Raw genomic sequence first — 15,885 nt, forward strand, 5'->3', positions numbered from 1 at the left:
GCAGGGCCCAGGGGTCGGGCCCCGCTGGAGGGCCCCGTCGTCACTCCTGGTTCTGCGGGGGCAGCGCGGCGATGAAGGCGTGGTCCTTGTCGATCACGCCCATCTTCGCGGCACCACCCGGCGAGCCGAGGTCGTCGAAGAAGTTCACGTTCGCGTCGTAGTACTCCTTCCACTCCGACGGGGTGTCGTCCTCGTAGAAGATGGCCTCGACCGGGCACACCGGCTCGCAGGCACCGCAGTCGACGCACTCGTCGGGGTGGATGTAGAGCATCCGCTTGCCCTCGTAGATGCAGTCGACGGGACACTCGTCCACGCACGCGCGGTCCTTGACGTCCACACACGGCTGGGCGATCACGTAGGTCACGACGGCTCCTTCGACGGCAACGCTGGTCCGCCCTGGTCGGTGGCGGACCGTCCCAGTATCCCGCCTGCTCGACGGGGCGCCGTACTGAGGTATGCCTCATGAGACGGTGGCGTCGTGGCAGACCTCCAGGAGCTCCTCGGCCGACGGGTCACCGTGCGGCACCGGCTCGCCGACGGGAGCGCCACCGACGTCGTCGGTCGCGTCGTCGCGGCCGACCCGACCGGGCTCGTCGTGCAGCGTCGCGACGGGTCCGAGACGTCCGTGGCCGCCGACCGCGTCGTCGCGCTCAAGGTGGTCCCGGACCGTCCCGCCCGCACCCGTCGCGCCCTCGACGTCGACGTCGACGAGCTCGTCCGGATCACCTCGCGCGGGTGGCCCGCCCCCGAGTCGGTGTCGCTCGGTGGGTGGGAGCTGCGCGCCGCCGGGGCGTTCACGGGACGCGCGAACTCCGTCGCCGTCGTGGGCGACCCGGGACGGCCCGACGCCGAGGCGCTCGCCGTGGTGCTCGACTTCTACACGTCACGGGGCCTGGAGCCGCAGGCGCAGGTGGTCGTCGACTCCGCGTGGGAGCGCCGCTTCCTCGCGGCGGGCTGGACGGCACGCACCGACTACCTGGGCGGTGCCGTCGTGCAGGTGGCCGACCTGCACGACGCCCCGCAGCCCGATCACCGGGCGACCGTGACGGCGCGGGCGTCGGACGCCTGGCTGTCGCGCTACGGCCGGGTCGACGACGTGGAGGCCGCGCGACGGGTGCTGGAGGGACCGCGCACCGTCGGCTTCGTCGAGGTCGCCGACGACGGCGTGCCTGCGGCGGCCGTCGGACGGGTCGTGGTGACCGGCGAGTGGGCCGGCGTGGCCGCCGTCGAGACGCTCCCGGAGCACCGCCGACGCGGTCTCGCCGACGCCGTCGTGCGGACCAGCCTCGCGTGGGCGCACGAGCGCGGCGCGACCCGCGTGTACCTGCAGACCATGCCCGACAACCACGCGGCGCTCGCGCTCTACGCCCCGTACGGCTTCGTCACGCACCACCGGTACCGCTACCTGGTCCCCTGAGCGACGCGTCGACCTCGCCCATGTGGTCCTCGGCCCACTGCTTGAGTGCCCCGAGCACCGGGACCAGCGTCGAGCCCAGCGGCGTCAGCGCGTAGTGCACCGCCGGCGGGCTCACGGTCCCGTCGACCCGTCGGCTCACCAGGCCGTCGCTCCCGAGCTGGCGCAACGTCTGCGACAGCATCTTCTGCGAGACCCCCGCCATCTGCCGGCGCAGCGCCGAGAACCGGACGGAGTCCGCCTCGGCCAGGAGCAGCACGACCATCACGGTCCACTTCGACCCGACGCGGTCGAGCAGGTGCCGGGTCGGGCACCCGGCGTCGAAGAGGTCCCCCTGGCCGTCCACGGTCACCGGGAGGTGACCAGGTTCCCCCGAGGTGCCTTCTTGTCCCATCGCGAGCGGTCTCCTAACGTCATCAGGTCACCGATGGTAACCACGAAGGGCGGAGCGATGGGCAGCACCACTCACGAGACCAGCGAGGTCGAGGTCGTGCAGCTGCGCGACCTCCAGGTCGCCGTCACGACGACGGGCAGCGGCCCACCGATCCTGCTGCTCCACGGCTTCCCCCACACGAACGCCATCTGGAGGACCGTCACGCCGCTCCTCGTCGCAGCGGGCCACCAGGTGGTCGCCCCCGACCTGCGCGGCCTCGGCTCGAGCGAGGTCCTCGTCGACGGGTACGACGCCGCCACCCTCGCCGCGGACCAGGCCGCCCTGCTCGACGCGCTGGGCCTGCCGGCCGCGCACGTGGTCGGCCTCGACCTCGGAGCCGCGGTGGCCTTCGCCCTGGCGACGAGCCGTCCCGACCGCGTCTCCAGCCTCACCGTCGTCGAGGCGGTCGTGGGCGGTCTGCCCGGCGCCGAGACGTTCGTCGCCGGCGGCGGCGGACCCTGGTGGTTCGGCTTCCACCAGGCGCCCGGTGGCCTCGCCGAGGACGTCGTCGCCGGCGCCGAGGACCGCTACGTGCGCTTCTTCCTCGGCATCGGGTCACGCACGGGCGTCCCCGACGACCTCGCCGACACGCTCGTGGCCGCGTACACGGGGCCCGGCCGGCTGCGAGCGGCGTTCGAGCACTACCGGGCGATGCCGAGCAACGCCGCGGCGAACCGGGCGTGGTCCGAGAGCGGCACCCTCACGATGCCGGTCACGGCGGTCGGCGCGTCGCCCGTCCAGGACGCTCCCGCACGCCAGCTCGAACGCGTCGCGCCGGACCTCGTGGAGGTCCTGCTCCCGGACAGCGGCCACCTCGTCCCCGTCGACGCACCCGAGCAGCTGGCCGACACGATCGTCGCGACCGCCGCACGGCGAGCCGTCGGCCGCTCCCGAGGAGGACCACCGCCCGCGCGGAACGCGTGATGGCCCGAGCACGACACCGGCGGCTGCCGGACGCGCTCGGGCCATCCTCGCCCCGGGCTCAGCGGGTCCGGTAGAGCGTGACCGCAGGTCGGAGCCGGCGGTCGCCGGTGTAGGCGAGGGTCAGCACGCGCCGACCCTTGCCGACACCGGCGAGCCGCACCGTGGCCTGGCCGTCGCGGACCGTCGCGGCACCCACGGGTCGCCAGCCGTCGAGCACGACCAGCAGGCCCCCGTCCGCCTTCACGTCGCCACCCGTGACCGTGGCGGTCAGGGTGACGCGCGGCGGGGCGGTGTACCCCGTGACGGCGATGCGCGTCGGCCCGACCTGCGGCTCCTTGGCCTTGGCGGTGAAGCCGACGACCGCGGGGTCGTGGTCGCTGGCGCGGTACGGGCTGGTGTCGTACAGGCGCGTGACGTTGTTGTCGTAGCGGCTGTACTCGCGGGCCAGCGACTCGTCGGCGTTGATGTCCCACACGTCGGCACCCGTGACCTTGGCGGCCGCGGCCGGCGAGGCGAAGACGTGGTCGAGCGAGCCGAGCAGACCGCCGAACTGGTAGGTCGTCTTGTCGGTGTACCGCGCGGGCACGTTGACGTAGCCGGCGTCCTCGAGGACCGTGACCGGATCCTCCTTGCTGTAGCTGTTGAAGTCGCCGGTCAGGAAGACGGTGTCGGTGCCGGCGGCCTGCCTCTGCTCGTCGGCGAAGGTCACCAGCGCCTGCGCCTGCTTGACGCGCGAGGCGTTCGACGCGCCCTGACCGTCACCGGTGTCGGCGTCCTCGCCGTCGCCCGAGCCCTTGGACTTGAAGTGGTTCACCACCACGACGAAGTCGTCGGCCGCCTTGCCGCCCACCGGACGGAACTCCTGGGCCAGCGGGTCGCGCGCGTTGTCGAAGGCGGGGTCGTCGTCGATGACCGACTCCCCGACCGGCTCGACCACGCCGACCTTGTGGATGAAGGCCGTGCGGATCACGTCCTCCTGCGCGGGCACGCGCGTCGGCGAGGCCACGGCCGCCCACTCCTCGCGGCCGGCCTTCTCGTTGAGGGCGGCGACGAGTGTGCGCAGCGCGGTGTCGCGGTCCATGCCGAACGCCGCGGAGTTCTCGATCTCCTCGAGCGACACGACGTCGGCGCCGAGACCGTCGATCGCGTTCACGATCTTGGCCTGCTGACGCTGCAGGTTCGCGTCGTCGGCCGCACCGCGGGGACCGGTGCCGCTGCAGCGGTTCACGGTGACCCGGTTGCCGTTGCGGTCGGTGTAGTACGTGCACGTGCCGAGGCCGGAGCGCTCGTACGCCTCGCCCGTCAGCGTGAAGTAGTTGAGCACGTTGAACGAGGCGATCTTCACGTCGCCGCCCACGTCCTTCGGCGCCGCCTGGCGGGTGCTGCCGATCGTGATCGGCTCGTCGCCGCCCGCCGTCAGCTGCTGGGTGGGCTGCAGGCGCCACTTGCTGAACCGGTAGTCGAGGACGAGCGGGTCGCCGTCGAAGGTGACTGGAGCGCCGGTGCGGACCTCGTTGTCGGGACGCAGCCACGGCACCGGCGTGTTCTTCGCACCGGCCGTGTAGTTCACGCCCGCGCCGTCGTCGACGGTGACCAGACGACGGGCGTTCTCGGCCACCACCGCGCGGTACTCGTCGGTTCCCGGACGCGCGACGTCGGTGGGCTGCGGCAGACCGGTGTCGCCGGAGGCGAGGCCGATCTCGCCGAACGTGTTCGTCCCGAAGTTGTCGGTCAGGGTGAACCGGCCCTGCGGTGCGACGAGCATGCCCTCGAGCGCCTCGCGCTGGGCGTCGTCCATCGGGAACGTGACCTCGGTGGGCTTCACCGCCTGCGCGGCCGTGTCGAGGCGGGTCCAGCCGCCGGCTGCCACGTCGAGCTGGGTGAGGCCGAAGCTCTCCTCGACCGTGCCCGTGACCTTCAGGTGGTCGCCGACGCGCACGTCGCCCGCGAGGGCGGCGGAGTGCACGAACACGCCGTCGGAGGCGGTGCGCGCGGAGGCGTCGCCGCCGGTGCCCTCCGTCTGCAGGTAGACGCCGTCGAAGCCGCCGGTCGGGTAGGCGGCCGTGACGACGCCCGTCGTGGTGACGGAGCGTCCCACGAGCGGGCTGGCGGTGCCCGTGCCCTGGATCTCGGCGATCGTGGCGGCTGCGGGCGGCTCGACGGGCGTGCCCGCCCCGTCGCAGGCGGTGCCGCAGGCCTGCGGCGTGGGCGTGCCACCGCGCAGGTCGGCGGCGTTGTCGTCGGTGTCCCGGCTCGCACTGCGTTGCAGCGACGACGTCACCGAGTAGCCGCTCGCCGCCGGGCCGGTGCCCTCGTAGGTGGCCGAGGCGCCGTAGCCGACGAGGTCGACGAGCGCGTCGGAGGCGAGCACCGTCGCCCGGTCGCCCGAGAGCGCGGTGGTGGACCGCACGAGTGCGAGCGTGCCGCCGTTGGCGTTGCCCGAGAACGCGATCGACGACGTCACGTCGGGAGTCGGCAGCGCCTGGCCGTTGGCCGCGTTGCTGTTCCCCGAGACCAGCAGCGTGCCACCGGGCTCGACGTGGTGGTCGCCGAGCGGCACGACCCCCGTGAACGCGGCGGTCGAGGAGTACGAGCGGTACTGCACGGACCAGCCGGACACGTCGATCGGACGGTCCGTCGGGTTCTGGATCTCGACGAACTTGTTCAGGTAGGTCGCGCCGCTGCTCCCGCCGTTCAGGTACGCCTCGCCGATGACGAGGTCGTCACCGTCGGGCGCGGCCTGCGAGGGAGCCGCGGCGAGCAGGCCCGCGACGAGCGCGGCGCCGGCCGCGAGTGCGGCCGTGCTGCGTCGGGCGCGCATCAGCGACCCCGCTTCGCGAGCACGGTCACGGTGGTGTCGCGCTGCGCCGGCTTGTAGGTGGCGTCGCCGCTGTAGGCCGTGGTGAGCACCTGGCGGCCGACCGCGAGGCGACGGGTGTCGAGCAGCAGCACCGCAGCACCGCGCGACAGCCGCGCCGAGCCGAGCCGGGTCTCGCCCGCCGTGACGCTGACCGTGCCGGTGGGTCGACCCTCGGCGCCCCTGACCCGGGCGACGAGCAGGGAGAAGGAGCCCTGCTTCACGAACGGCAGGGTGACGACGTCGAGCCTCGCGTCGACCAGCGCCTTCGCGATCGTGAACGAGGGCAGCACGGCCGTGGTGCCGCTCGGGCTGGCCTTCACCTCGAGGTGGGCCGTGCCCGTCACGCCCTTCGGCAGGGTCTGCGTGAGACGCGCGACGCCACCGCTGACAGGCACCTCGCCGAGGTCGCGACGCGTGCCACCGGACACGAGCGCCACGGCGACGGAGGTGTTGGCCGGGCTGCCGAGCGACGTCAGGTCGAGCTTCGGCAGCGTGACCGCCAGCGCGTCGCCCTCGGTGTAGTCCTGCTGCAGGCCCTCGACCTGCACCGCGTGCCGCGCGAAGTCGGGCGCGACGGGGCTCTCGGCCTTGAGGTGGTCGATCCAGACCTCGTAGTCGAGCAGGCCGGTGTCGACCGACGTGCCCTCCGCGAAGGCCCGGAAGTTGTCGCCGCCGGACGCGAGGAACGACGGCACGGCGACCTTGTAGGTGGCGGCCGGGTCGACGGCCTTGCCGTCCACGCGCAGCGACGTGATCCGGTCGCCCTCGGCGCGGGTCGGGTCGAACGTGTACGCGACGTTGCTCGAGGTGCCGAGCTGCAGGTACGGGCGCGACGGCACGGCACCGGCCGCGTCGCGCTGCCACTGCTGCTCGAAGACCTTCTTCAGCTGGGCGCCCGTGAGGCTCACCGAGCTGAGGTTGTTGGTGAAGGGCAGCACGGCGTTGGCCTCGGCGAAGGTGACGACGCCGTCGGCGTTCGTGCCGCCGGTGCCTTTGAAGAGCAGCTCGTTGCGCAGGCCACCGGGGTTGACGACCGCGAGGTCGGCACCGGCGGGCGTGTCCTCGACGCCGGCCAGCTGGGCGTCGGCGACGAGGTTGCCGAGCGTCGACTCGCTCGCCCGGTCGTCGCGGTTGCCGCCCGCGTAGGCGGTGGTGATGTCGGCGCTGACCTGCGCCACCGGCTGCTCGCCGACCTGCTTGGCCTTGGCCAGCGCGGCGTCGACGATGGTCTTGACCTGGGCGACGCGCGGGAAGCGGCTCACGAGCGTCGCGTCGTCGGTGGTGGTGCGCTTGACGTTGGTGGCGGTGCTCGTGACGGCACCGGTGTCACCGTCGACCGTCAGGTCGATGCTGCCGATGGCCTCGCCGTAGCTGCCGGTCTGCAGCACCGGTCGGGTCCTGCCCGCCTCGCCGGGGACGGGCGCCTGCCAGGCGTACTGCTTGTGGGTGTGGCCCGTGAAGATCGCGTCGACCTGCGGGTCGGTCTTGGTGACGATGTCGGCGAAGGCGCCGCCGGCGGCCACCTCCTGCTCGAGCGTGGCGCCGTCGGGCGTGCCCGCACCAGCGCCCTCGTGGTAGGCGGCGACGACGACGTCGGGCGGCGTGGGCGACGCCTCGAGCTCGTCGACCGTGCGGTTGACCGCCTCGACCGGGTCCGTGAACTCCAGGTCGGCGATGCCCGCGGGCGAGACCAGCGACGGCGTCTCCTCGGTGACGGCGCCGACGACGGCGACGTCGAGGCCGCCGACCTCGAAGGTCTCGTACGCCGGGAGCGCCGGCTCGCCGGTCGCCTTGGACACGACGTTGGCACCGAGGTAGGTGAAGTCGGCCCGGTCGCTCACGCGCCCGGCGAGGTCGGCGAAGCCGCGGTCGAGCTCGTGGTTGCCGATCGTCGAGACGCGCAGGCCCAGGGCGTTCAGCACGTCGATGGTCGGCTCGTCCTGCTGCACCGAGGAGGCGAACAGCGAGGCGCCGATGTTGTCGCCCGCCGAGAGGAACAGGGTGTTGGCCTCCCCCGCCTCGGCCCGCAGCTGCTCGATCGTGCCGGCCACCTTGACGGTGTTCGCGTCGATGCGGCCGTGGAAGTCGTTGACGTCGAGCAGCCTGATGGTGACGTCGTCCGCGGCCTGGGCGGGGGTCGCGGCGAGGACGCCGGCCCCGAGGGCCAGGACGAGGGAGGGTGCGAGCGCGGCTCGGCGCAGACGTGTCTTCACGTGGGAGCGGTCCTTCGGGTCGTCGAGTCGGCCCCCCGGTGGCGCGACGACGCCCGGACCGCTCTGGATCGACCTCGATTCCACCCCGGCCCGGTGCGCGTCGTCAACGCTCCGCGCGTGACGAATGGGTGAAGTCCGGGAACCTGGAAGAGCGTGCATCTCGTAGGGTGGCACGCCGTGGGAGTCGTCATCGTGGCCGGACCGTCGGGCGTCGGGAAGTCCCACCTGGCCCAGGTGCTGGGGTGGTCGGTGCTGCGCCTCGACGACTTCTACCGCGACGGCGACGACCCCGACCTGCCTCGTTCGAGCCTGGGCATCCCCGACTGGGACGACGCCGGCTCCTGGGACGCGGTGGCCGCGGTCGGGTCGATCGCGGAGCTCTGCGCCGCCGGCGAGGCCGACGTGCCGGTGTACGACATCGCCGCGAGCCGTCGGACCGGCACGCAGCACCTGGAGGTCGGCGACCGGTTCATCGCCGAGGGCCTGTTCGCGCCGGTCGTCGTGGCCGCGTGCCGCGACGCCGGACTGCTGGACGCGGCGATCTGCCTGCGCCGGCACCGGCTCGTCACGTTCGGGCTGCGCCTCGCGCGCGACCTGCGGGAGGGGCGCAAGAGCCCGTGGGTGCTGGTGCGGCGCGGCTGGCGGCTGAAGAACGACGACGACCGGGTCGTCGCCTCGGCGGTGGCCGCCGGCTGCACCCCGATGACCCCGCGCCAGGCGCGGCGGGTGCTGCGTCGCTCGTCCACCCCACGTTTCGGAACGTCATCACCCCTTTTCTCGCGAAGAAAGGGCGATGACGCTCCGAAACGTGGGGACTAGAGCGCTGCGTAGCGCGGCTTGATGACGTCGTCGATCAGCGCGAGGCGCTCGTCGAACGGCAGGAAGGCGCTCTTCATGGCGTTGACCGTGAACCAGCGCAGGTCGTCGGCGCCGTAGTCGAAGGCGTCGACGAGCAGCTGCATCTCCCGGCTCATCGACGTGCCGCTCATCAGCCGGTTGTCGCAGTTGATGGTCACGCGGAACCCGAGCTCCTTGAGCAGGCCGATCGGGTGGTCCGCGATGGAGCGCATGCCGGGGACCGCCGAGGTCTGGAGGTTCGAGGAGGGGCACATCTCCAGGGGGATGCGCCGGTCCCGCACGTAGGCGGCGAGCAGGCCCAGTCGGGGCCCGCCCTCGGCCGCGAGGTCGATGTCGTCGATGATCCGGACGCCGTGGCCCAGCCGGTCGGCGCCGCAGCGCTGGATGGCCTGCCAGATGGACGGCAGGCCGAATGCCTCGCCTGCGTGGATGGTGAAGTGCGCGTTCTCGCGGCGCAGGTACTCGAACGCCTCGAGGTGCAGGATCGGCGGGAAGCCGTCCTCGGCGCCCGCGATGTCGAAGCCGCAGACGCCTCGGTCCCGGTACTCGACGACGAGCTCGGCGATCTCCAGGCCGTGCTGCGCGTGGCGCATCGCCGTGAGCAGCTGGCCCACGACGATCGGCGTGCCCTCGGCGGCTGCCTCGGCGCGCCCCTCGTCGATGCCCGCCTGCACGGCCTCGACCGTCTCGGCGAGGGTCAGGCCGCCCCGCAGGTGCTGCTCGGGCGCCCAGCGCAGCTCGGCGTACACGACCCCGTCGGCGGCGAGGTCGAGCACCGACTCACGGGCCACGCGGGCGAGGTCCTGCGGGCGCTGCATGACCGCGACCGTGTGCTCGAACGTCTCCAGGTAGCGCGGCAGCGAGCCGGAGCTGGCGGCGTCGGCGAACCACATCCCCAGCCGGTCCGGCGGGGCGGGAAGCGGGTGCCCGACCTCCTGCGCGATCTCGGCGACGGTCGACGGGCGGACGCCGCCGTCGAGGTGCTCGTGGAGCGCCACCTTCGGGGCGCGGCGGATCTGGTCGGCGGTCAGGCTCACGCGCACATCGTGGCACGCCGGCGGGAGCGCCCTGCCGCGGCGGGCACGTGACGCCGCTTGACACCGGGCCGACCTGTGACTACGGTCACTGTCATCGATAACAGTGTTATCGATAACACTTCAACGGACGGCGCCGTCAGCGGTGCCGACGAGAACAGCACGAAGGGCAGCAGGCATGGCGAACATCCAGGACGTGGCGAAGGCGGCCGGCGTGTCCACGGCGTCCGTGACGCGCTACCTCGCCGGCCAGCGCATCCGCAGCGAGGAGGCCGTGCGCCGCGCCATCGAGGAGCTCGGGTACCGGCCCAGCCTGGTCGCCCGCAGCCTGAAGTCGGGTCGCCACCAGTCGATCGGCGTGATCGTCCCCGACATCTCCAACCCCTTCTTCGCCGCCCTCGTGAAGGGCATCGAGCGGGAGGTCCGGCCGCACGGCCTGCAGGTGATCCTCGGCAACAGCGACGAGGACGCCGAGCGGGAGGAGGCCCTCGTCCGCGAGCTGGCCCAGCGCACGGACGGGCTCATCATGGCGCCGCTCTCGGAGAACGACGAGATCCCCGACCTGCTGGCGCAGGCCGGCCACCCGCTCGTCTTCGTCGACCGCGAGACCTCCTCGGGCCCCGACGTCGACCGCGTCCTCGTCGACAACACCGCCGGCATCCAGCAGGCCGTCGACCACCTGGTCGGGCTCGGCCACACGCGGATCGCGACGATCAGCGGTCGCGTCGACTCGACGCCAGGCCGCATGCGCCACGAGGCGTTCCTCGCCGCCATGGCCGGCCACGGCATCGACGTCGACCCGACCCTCGTGCGCCGCGGCGACTTCCGCGAGGAGAGCGGCCGGCTCCACATGGCCGACCTCTGGCGGCTGCCGCAGCGGCCCACGGCCGTCGTCGTCGCCAACAACCTCATGACGGCCGGCGCGCTCGTGGCGCTCGGCGCCCTCGGTGTGCGGGTGCCGGACGAGCTGTCCGTCGTCGGCTTCGACGACCTGCCGCTCGCCACCCTGCTCGACCCGCCGCTGACGGTCGTGTCACGTCCCGACGTCGAGGAGGGCGCTGCTGCGGCCCGTCTGCTCGTCGAGCGCCTGCACGCCGACGAGCACGTCCCTACCGCCCACGTCACCCTCCCGGTCGAGCTGCTCGTCCGCGGGTCGACGGGCCCCGTCCCGAAAGGCAGTCCCGCATGACCACCCCCTCCGGCGTCCTGGTGATCGGCAGCATCACGGCCGACGTCACGACCTTCTCCCGACGTCTGCCCCGCCCGGGCGAGACGATCCTGGGCGACGACCTCACCCTCGTCCTCGGCGGCAAGGGCGCGAATCAAGCGGTCGCGGCCGCGCTCGCGGGTGCTGACACCCAGATGGTCGGCTGCGTCGGCACCGACGCCTTCGCCGAGCTCACCCGCGGCGGGCTGGCCTCGTACGGCGTCGACGTGACCTCCGTGCGGACGGTCGACGGCCCCACCGGCGTGGCCCACATCCGCGTGGACGCCTCGGGCGAGAACGACATCGTCATGGTCCCGCTCGCCAACGACCACCTCGGGCACGCCGACGTCGACGCCGGCGTGGCCGGCGCAGCGGGCCGCGCGTCCGTGCTGCTCACGCAGCTCGAGACCCCCGTGGACGTCATGGTCCGGGCGACCCGCGCAGCGCGTGCCGCCGGCATGGTCGCGATCCTCGACCCAGCACCCGCGGCACCCCTCGACGACGCCGTCTGGGCCGAGCTCGACGTCGTCACCCCCAACGAGACCGAGGCCACGACCCTCACCGGCATCCCGGTGGTCGACGTCGCCTCCGCCGAGCAGGCCGGGCGCTGGTTCGTCGAGCGCGGTGTCGCCCACGCGGTCGTCACCCTGGCCGCCAAGGGTGTCGTGGTCGTCGACGCCGACGGCGCCCGGCACTTCGCAGCCTCCGCCGTCGAGGCCGTCGACACGACCGCGGCGGGCGACGCGTTCGCCGGCTACCTCGGCGCGGGCCTCGCGTCGGGACTCACCCTCGACGCCGCCCTCCCCCGGGCCATGGCCGCCGGCGCGCTGGCCGTCACCCGACGGGGCGCGTCGCCGAGCCTGCCCGCGGGCGCCGACGTCGACGCCTTCCTCGCCGTCCGGGCTGCCGGAACCTCCACCCCCACCGCCACCACCGGGAGCTGAACCACCCATGCGCAAGAACACCGCCACCCTGAACGGCCAGCTGTCGCGGGTCGTCTCCGAGACCGGGCACACCGACCTCGTCGTCGTCACCGACGCCGGCCTGCCGATCCCGCTCGGCGTCGAGCGCGTCGACCTCGCGGTCCGCCCGGGCCTGCCGTCGTTCCTCGACGTGCTCGACACCGTGCTCGACGAGCTGGTCGTCGAGGGCGCCACCATCTCCGAGGAGATCCGGACGCACTCCCCCGACATGCTCGCCGCCCTGGAGGGGCGCTTCGCCGCGCTCGACGTGCCGATCACGCTCGTCCCGCACGTGGAGCTGAAGGCGCTCAGCCACGGCGCGCGGGCGGCCGTGCGCTCCGGTGAGTTCACCCCGTACGCGAACGTCGTGCTGCACGCCGGCGTGGCGTACTGAGGCCGCCATGCGCATCGAGCTGCACGACATCCACAAGAGCTTCGGCGAGACCGAGGTGCTGCGCGGCATCGACCTGACGGTCGAGGGCGGCGAGGTCCTCGCGCTCGTCGGCGAGAACGGCGCGGGCAAGTCGACGCTGACCCGCATCGTCTCCGGCGCGTACCGCCCCGACGCCGGCAGCATCGTGGTCGACGGCCAGGACGTCGCCTTCACCGGCCCGCAGGACGCGATGAGCCACGGCATCCAGGTGATCTACCAGGAGTTCAGGCAGAACATCTTCCCGAACCTGACCGTCGCCGAGAACCTCTTCACGCTCGACGAGCAGGCCGAGTTCGGCCGCGTCCTCGTCAGCAAGCGCCGCATGCGCGCCAAGGCCCGTGAGCTGCTCGACCTGATCGGGCTCGACGTCGATCCCGCCACCCCTGTCCACCGGCTCTCGGTCGCGCAGATGCAGATGCTCGAGATGGCCAAGACCGCCGGGCACGACGCGCGGCTGCTCATCCTCGACGAGCCCACCGCGGCGCTCGACGAGCAGGAGTCCGAGCGGCTGTTCGAGCAGATCGAGCGGCTGCGGGCCTCCGGCGTCGCGATCGTCTACATCAGCCACCGGCTGGAGGAGGTCTTCCGGCTCTCCCAGCGCGTGGTCGTGCTGCGCAACGGCTCGGTCGCGCTCGAGCGCCCCACCGCCGAGCTCGACGAGCGCGAGGTGGTGACGGCCATGGTCGGACGCACCATCGAGGACTTCTACCCCAAGGAGACCCACACCCGCGATGACGTCGTCCTCTCGGTGCGCGGTCTGGCCGGACCGGACTTCGCCGACGTCTCGTTCGACGTCCGCGCCGGCGAGGTGGTCGGCATCGGCGGCGTGTTCGGCTGCGGCAAGGGCAGCGTCCTGCGCGCCCTGTTCGGGCTGGTGCCGACCACGGCGGCCTCGGTGGCCGTCGACGGCACGACGTACCGCCCCTCGGTACCGCAGGCGGCCATCGACGCCGGGATCGGCTACGTGCCGCCGGACCGGCAGGCCGAAGGGCTCTGCCTGCAGCAGTCGGTCTCGGACAACATCTCGATGGCCAGCCTCTCGCGCTACAGCTCGGGACCGTACGTGCACCGTGGGCGGGAGCGGGCCGAGACGTCACGGATCATCGACCAGCTCGCGATCCGCACGGCGTCGCCGTCCGCACCCGTCGGCAGCCTGTCCGGCGGCAACCAGCAGAAGGCGCTCTTCGGCGGCTGGGTCCTGACCCGCCCCAAGGTGCTGATGATGGAGGAGCCGACCCGCGGCGTCGACGTCGGCGCCAAGGCCGAGATCTACCGGATCATCAACGAGCAGGCCGCCGCGGGCGTCGCCGTCGTGATCGTCTCCTCCGACCTCCCCGAGCTGGTCGCCATGTCCGACCGGCTCCTGGTGATGCGCCAGGGCCACGTCGTGGCCGAGCTCACCGACGACGACCTCACCGAGCAGAAGCTGCTCGAGCACGCATTGGAGAGTGCCGCATGAAGCCGATCATCACCGGCCTGACGTCCCTGAACCGTGAGCTTCGAGCGGTGTGGATGCTGCTCTTCGTCGGCCTCGTGCTGTTCATCGCGACGCCGCTGTTCCTCACCGGGGACAACCTGCTGAACGTCCTGCTGGCCGCGTCGGTCACGGCGCTCCTGGCGGCCGGGCAGACCTACGTCATCATCCTCGCCGAGATCGACCTGTCGGTCGGCGCGATCCTGGGCATCTCGGGCATCGTCACCGCCTTCACCCTGCAGGACCAGCCGCTCGTGGTCGGCCTGCTGGCGGGGTGGGGCGTCGGCGCGCTCGCCGGACTCGTCAACGGCCTGCTGGTGACGAAGCTGCGCATGCCGTCGTTCATCGCGACCCTGGCGATGATGTCGGTGCTCTCCGGCCTGACGCTGCAGCTGAGCCAGGGCAACCCGGTCTCGATCGAGGACGACACGTTCCTGGCGATCGGTCAGGCGAGCCCGCTGGGCGTGCCGAACCCGGTGTGGATCATGCTCGCGGCGTTCATCGTCTTCGGGCTCGTCCTGGCCCGGTCGCGCTACGGCCGCCACGTGTACGCCGTCGGCGACAACGAGGACGCCGCCCGCCTCGCCGGCATCGAGGTCCACCGCGTGAAGATCCTCGCGTTCGTCATCAGCGGACTGCTCGCCTCGACCGCCGGGTTCATCCTGGCCGCGCGTCTCGGCACCGCCCAGCCCACAGCCGGCACCGGGCTGGAGCTCGCCGCCATCGCCGCGGTCATCATCGGTGGCACCAGCCTCGCGGGCGGTCGCGGCGCCCTCGCCGGCACCCTCATCGGCGCGCTGCTGCTCGGCGTGATCGACAACGGCCTCAACCTGCTCGACGTCTCCCCGTTCCTGCAGGGCGTCGTCAAGGGTCTCGTGATCCTCGTGGCGATCTTCCTGGATCGCAACTCCGATCGTGTCCGGGCGCTGACGCGCCTGGTCCGTCCTCGACGGCCTGGCTCGGGCGCCGACGCGGACACCGCCTCACCCACCACCACTGGAGGAACCCCGTGAACACCTGGAAGAAGACGGCCGCCCTCACCGCGGCCCTGGCGATGACCACGACGCTCGGCGCCTGCGGACGCGGCGGCGACGCCGGCGGCGAGAAGGACGTCAAGGCCACCCTCGTCATCAGCACCCTCAACAACCCGTTCTTCGTCTCCGTCGTCGACGGCGCCAAGGAGGCCGCGCAGGACTCCGGCGTCGACCTCGACGTGCAGAACGCGAACAACAGCGACCAGACGGCTCTGAACGCGACGACGACCGCCCTGACCAAGAAGCCCTCGGTCCTCATCATCGACCCCGTCGGCAGTGAGTCCGGTGGCACGATGACCGAGGCCGCGAACAAGGCCGACGTCCCCGTCGTCGCCTTCGACCGCGCGCCCGACAGCGGCGAGCTGGCCAGCTTCATCGGCTACGACGCCGTCCAGGCCGGCAAGGAGGCCGCGAAGTCGCTCGCCGAGTCGATCGGCGAGAAGGGCAAGGTCGTCGAGATCCAGGGCATCCTCGGCACGAACGTCGCCCAGGACCGCAGCAAGGGCTTCAACGAGGGCATCAAGGCCTACCCGGACATCGAGGTCGTCGCCCAGCAGGCCGCCGACTTCGACCGCGGCAAGGCGCTCGACGTCATGACCAACGTCCTGCAGGGCAACAGCGACATCGACGGCGTCTACGCCGCGAACGACGAGATGGCGCTCGGCGTCGTCGCGGCGCTCAAGGCCCGCAACCTCGCGGGCCAGGTCAAGGTCGTCGGCAACGACGGCATCGGCGACGCCCTGAAGGCGATCGAGGCGGGCACGATGTACTCCACGCACGCCGAGTCGCCGTTCGTGCTCGGCAAGGAGGTGCTCGGCATCAGCTTGAAGGTCGCCGACGGCGAGAAGGTCGAGAAGAACACCGTCCTGCAGGGCCGACTCGTCACCAAGGACCAGGTGGCAGACTTCTGTGAGTTCCTCACCGACGAGGGCGACACCGACACCTGCAAGGGCATCAGCTGACCGGCTGACCCGGGGCGGCGGGTCCGCGTCGGCACCGACGCGGCCTCGCCGCCCTGCTGCTCCGGCAGCACCACGAC

Annotated in this window: 14 protein-coding genes; 9 read left to right on the forward strand and 5 right to left on the reverse strand. The window is 72.4% G+C overall.

What is annotated here, in order from left to right; genetic code table 11:
- Positions 1 to 40: 40 nt before the first annotated feature.
- Positions 41 to 364 carry a ferredoxin gene (gene fdxA / locus NH339_RS01840; RefSeq protein ID WP_067855044.1) on the reverse strand — a complete coding sequence of 108 codons (324 nt, stop codon included), beginning with the start codon at positions 362 to 364 and terminating at the stop codon, positions 41 to 43.
- 114 nt (positions 365 to 478) lie between these two features.
- Here fdxA and NH339_RS18735 point away from each other — a divergent pair, with 114 nt between their 5' ends.
- A complete protein-coding gene (locus NH339_RS18735; RefSeq protein ID WP_253021905.1) occupies positions 479 to 1,417 on the forward strand; it encodes a GNAT family N-acetyltransferase in 939 nt (312 codons plus the stop codon).
- Here the strand turns inward: NH339_RS18735 and NH339_RS01850 are convergent.
- Complete coding sequence (locus tag NH339_RS01850) at positions 1,383 to 1,760, reverse strand: helix-turn-helix domain-containing protein (protein WP_253021907.1); 378 nt, start codon at positions 1,758 to 1,760, stop codon at positions 1,383 to 1,385. The genes NH339_RS18735 and NH339_RS01850 overlap by 35 nt on opposite strands.
- Before the next feature lie 105 nt (positions 1,761 to 1,865).
- Between NH339_RS01850 and NH339_RS01855 the strand changes: the two genes are divergently transcribed.
- Positions 1,866 to 2,771 (forward strand): alpha/beta fold hydrolase, encoded by a 906-nt coding sequence (locus NH339_RS01855; RefSeq protein WP_253021909.1) that lies wholly within the window; start codon positions 1,866 to 1,868, stop codon positions 2,769 to 2,771.
- A gap of 58 nt (positions 2,772 to 2,829) precedes the next feature.
- On the opposite strand, the gene NH339_RS01860 is transcribed toward NH339_RS01855, so the two are convergent.
- Together NH339_RS01860 and NH339_RS01865 are read right to left on the reverse strand one after the other, a co-directional pair.
- Positions 2,830 to 5,592 carry an ExeM/NucH family extracellular endonuclease gene (locus NH339_RS01860; RefSeq protein WP_253021911.1) on the reverse strand — a complete coding sequence of 921 codons (2,763 nt, stop codon included), beginning with the start codon at positions 5,590 to 5,592 and terminating at the stop codon, positions 2,830 to 2,832.
- Positions 5,592 to 7,844, reverse strand: a complete 2,253-nt coding sequence (locus NH339_RS01865) for a 5'-nucleotidase C-terminal domain-containing protein (protein WP_253021913.1) — start codon at positions 7,842 to 7,844, stop codon at positions 5,592 to 5,594. The genes NH339_RS01860 and NH339_RS01865 overlap by 1 nt, the downstream gene beginning before the upstream one ends.
- 177 nt (positions 7,845 to 8,021) lie before the next feature.
- Between NH339_RS01865 and NH339_RS01870 the strand changes: the two genes are divergently transcribed.
- A complete protein-coding gene (locus NH339_RS01870; protein ID WP_253021915.1) occupies positions 8,022 to 8,663 on the forward strand; it encodes an ATP-binding protein in 642 nt (213 codons plus the stop codon).
- Here the strand turns inward: NH339_RS01870 and NH339_RS01875 are convergent.
- Positions 8,660 to 9,739, reverse strand: coding sequence for an adenosine deaminase (locus tag NH339_RS01875; RefSeq protein WP_253021917.1), 1,080 nt, complete (start codon positions 9,737 to 9,739; stop codon positions 8,660 to 8,662). The two genes, NH339_RS01870 and NH339_RS01875, sit on opposite strands and share 4 nt — an antisense overlap.
- Before the next feature lie 175 nt (positions 9,740 to 9,914).
- Here NH339_RS01875 and NH339_RS01880 point away from each other — a divergent pair, with 175 nt between their 5' ends.
- From NH339_RS01880 to NH339_RS01905, 6 genes are read left to right on the forward strand one after another with little or no spacing between them, the layout of a single operon-like run.
- On the forward strand, positions 9,915 to 10,925 hold the full coding sequence (locus NH339_RS01880; protein ID WP_253021919.1) for a LacI family DNA-binding transcriptional regulator: 1,011 nt from the start codon (positions 9,915 to 9,917) through the stop codon (positions 10,923 to 10,925).
- Positions 10,922 to 11,887: a ribokinase gene (locus tag NH339_RS01885; protein ID WP_253021921.1), complete on the forward strand. Its 966-nt coding sequence runs from the start codon at positions 10,922 to 10,924 to the stop codon at positions 11,885 to 11,887. Before NH339_RS01880 ends, NH339_RS01885 begins: the two co-directional genes overlap by 4 nt.
- A gap of 7 nt (positions 11,888 to 11,894) precedes the next feature.
- Positions 11,895 to 12,299: a D-ribose pyranase gene (gene rbsD / locus NH339_RS01890; RefSeq protein ID WP_253021923.1), complete on the forward strand. Its 405-nt coding sequence runs from the start codon at positions 11,895 to 11,897 to the stop codon at positions 12,297 to 12,299.
- A gap of 7 nt (positions 12,300 to 12,306) precedes the next feature.
- Positions 12,307 to 13,797, forward strand: coding sequence for a sugar ABC transporter ATP-binding protein (locus NH339_RS01895; RefSeq protein ID WP_253021926.1), 1,491 nt, complete (start codon positions 12,307 to 12,309; stop codon positions 13,795 to 13,797).
- Complete coding sequence (locus tag NH339_RS01900) at positions 13,794 to 14,825, forward strand: ABC transporter permease (RefSeq protein ID WP_253021928.1); 1,032 nt, start codon at positions 13,794 to 13,796, stop codon at positions 14,823 to 14,825. Before NH339_RS01895 ends, NH339_RS01900 begins: the two co-directional genes overlap by 4 nt.
- Positions 14,822 to 15,808, forward strand: coding sequence for a substrate-binding domain-containing protein (locus tag NH339_RS01905; protein WP_253021930.1), 987 nt, complete (start codon positions 14,822 to 14,824; stop codon positions 15,806 to 15,808). Before NH339_RS01900 ends, NH339_RS01905 begins: the two co-directional genes overlap by 4 nt.
- Positions 15,809 to 15,885 lie beyond the last annotated feature (77 nt).

It is taken from the genome of Aeromicrobium sp. CnD17-E (assembly GCF_024124745.1).
In the GTDB taxonomy this organism is placed as follows: Bacteria; Actinomycetota; Actinomycetes; order Propionibacteriales; family Nocardioidaceae; genus Aeromicrobium.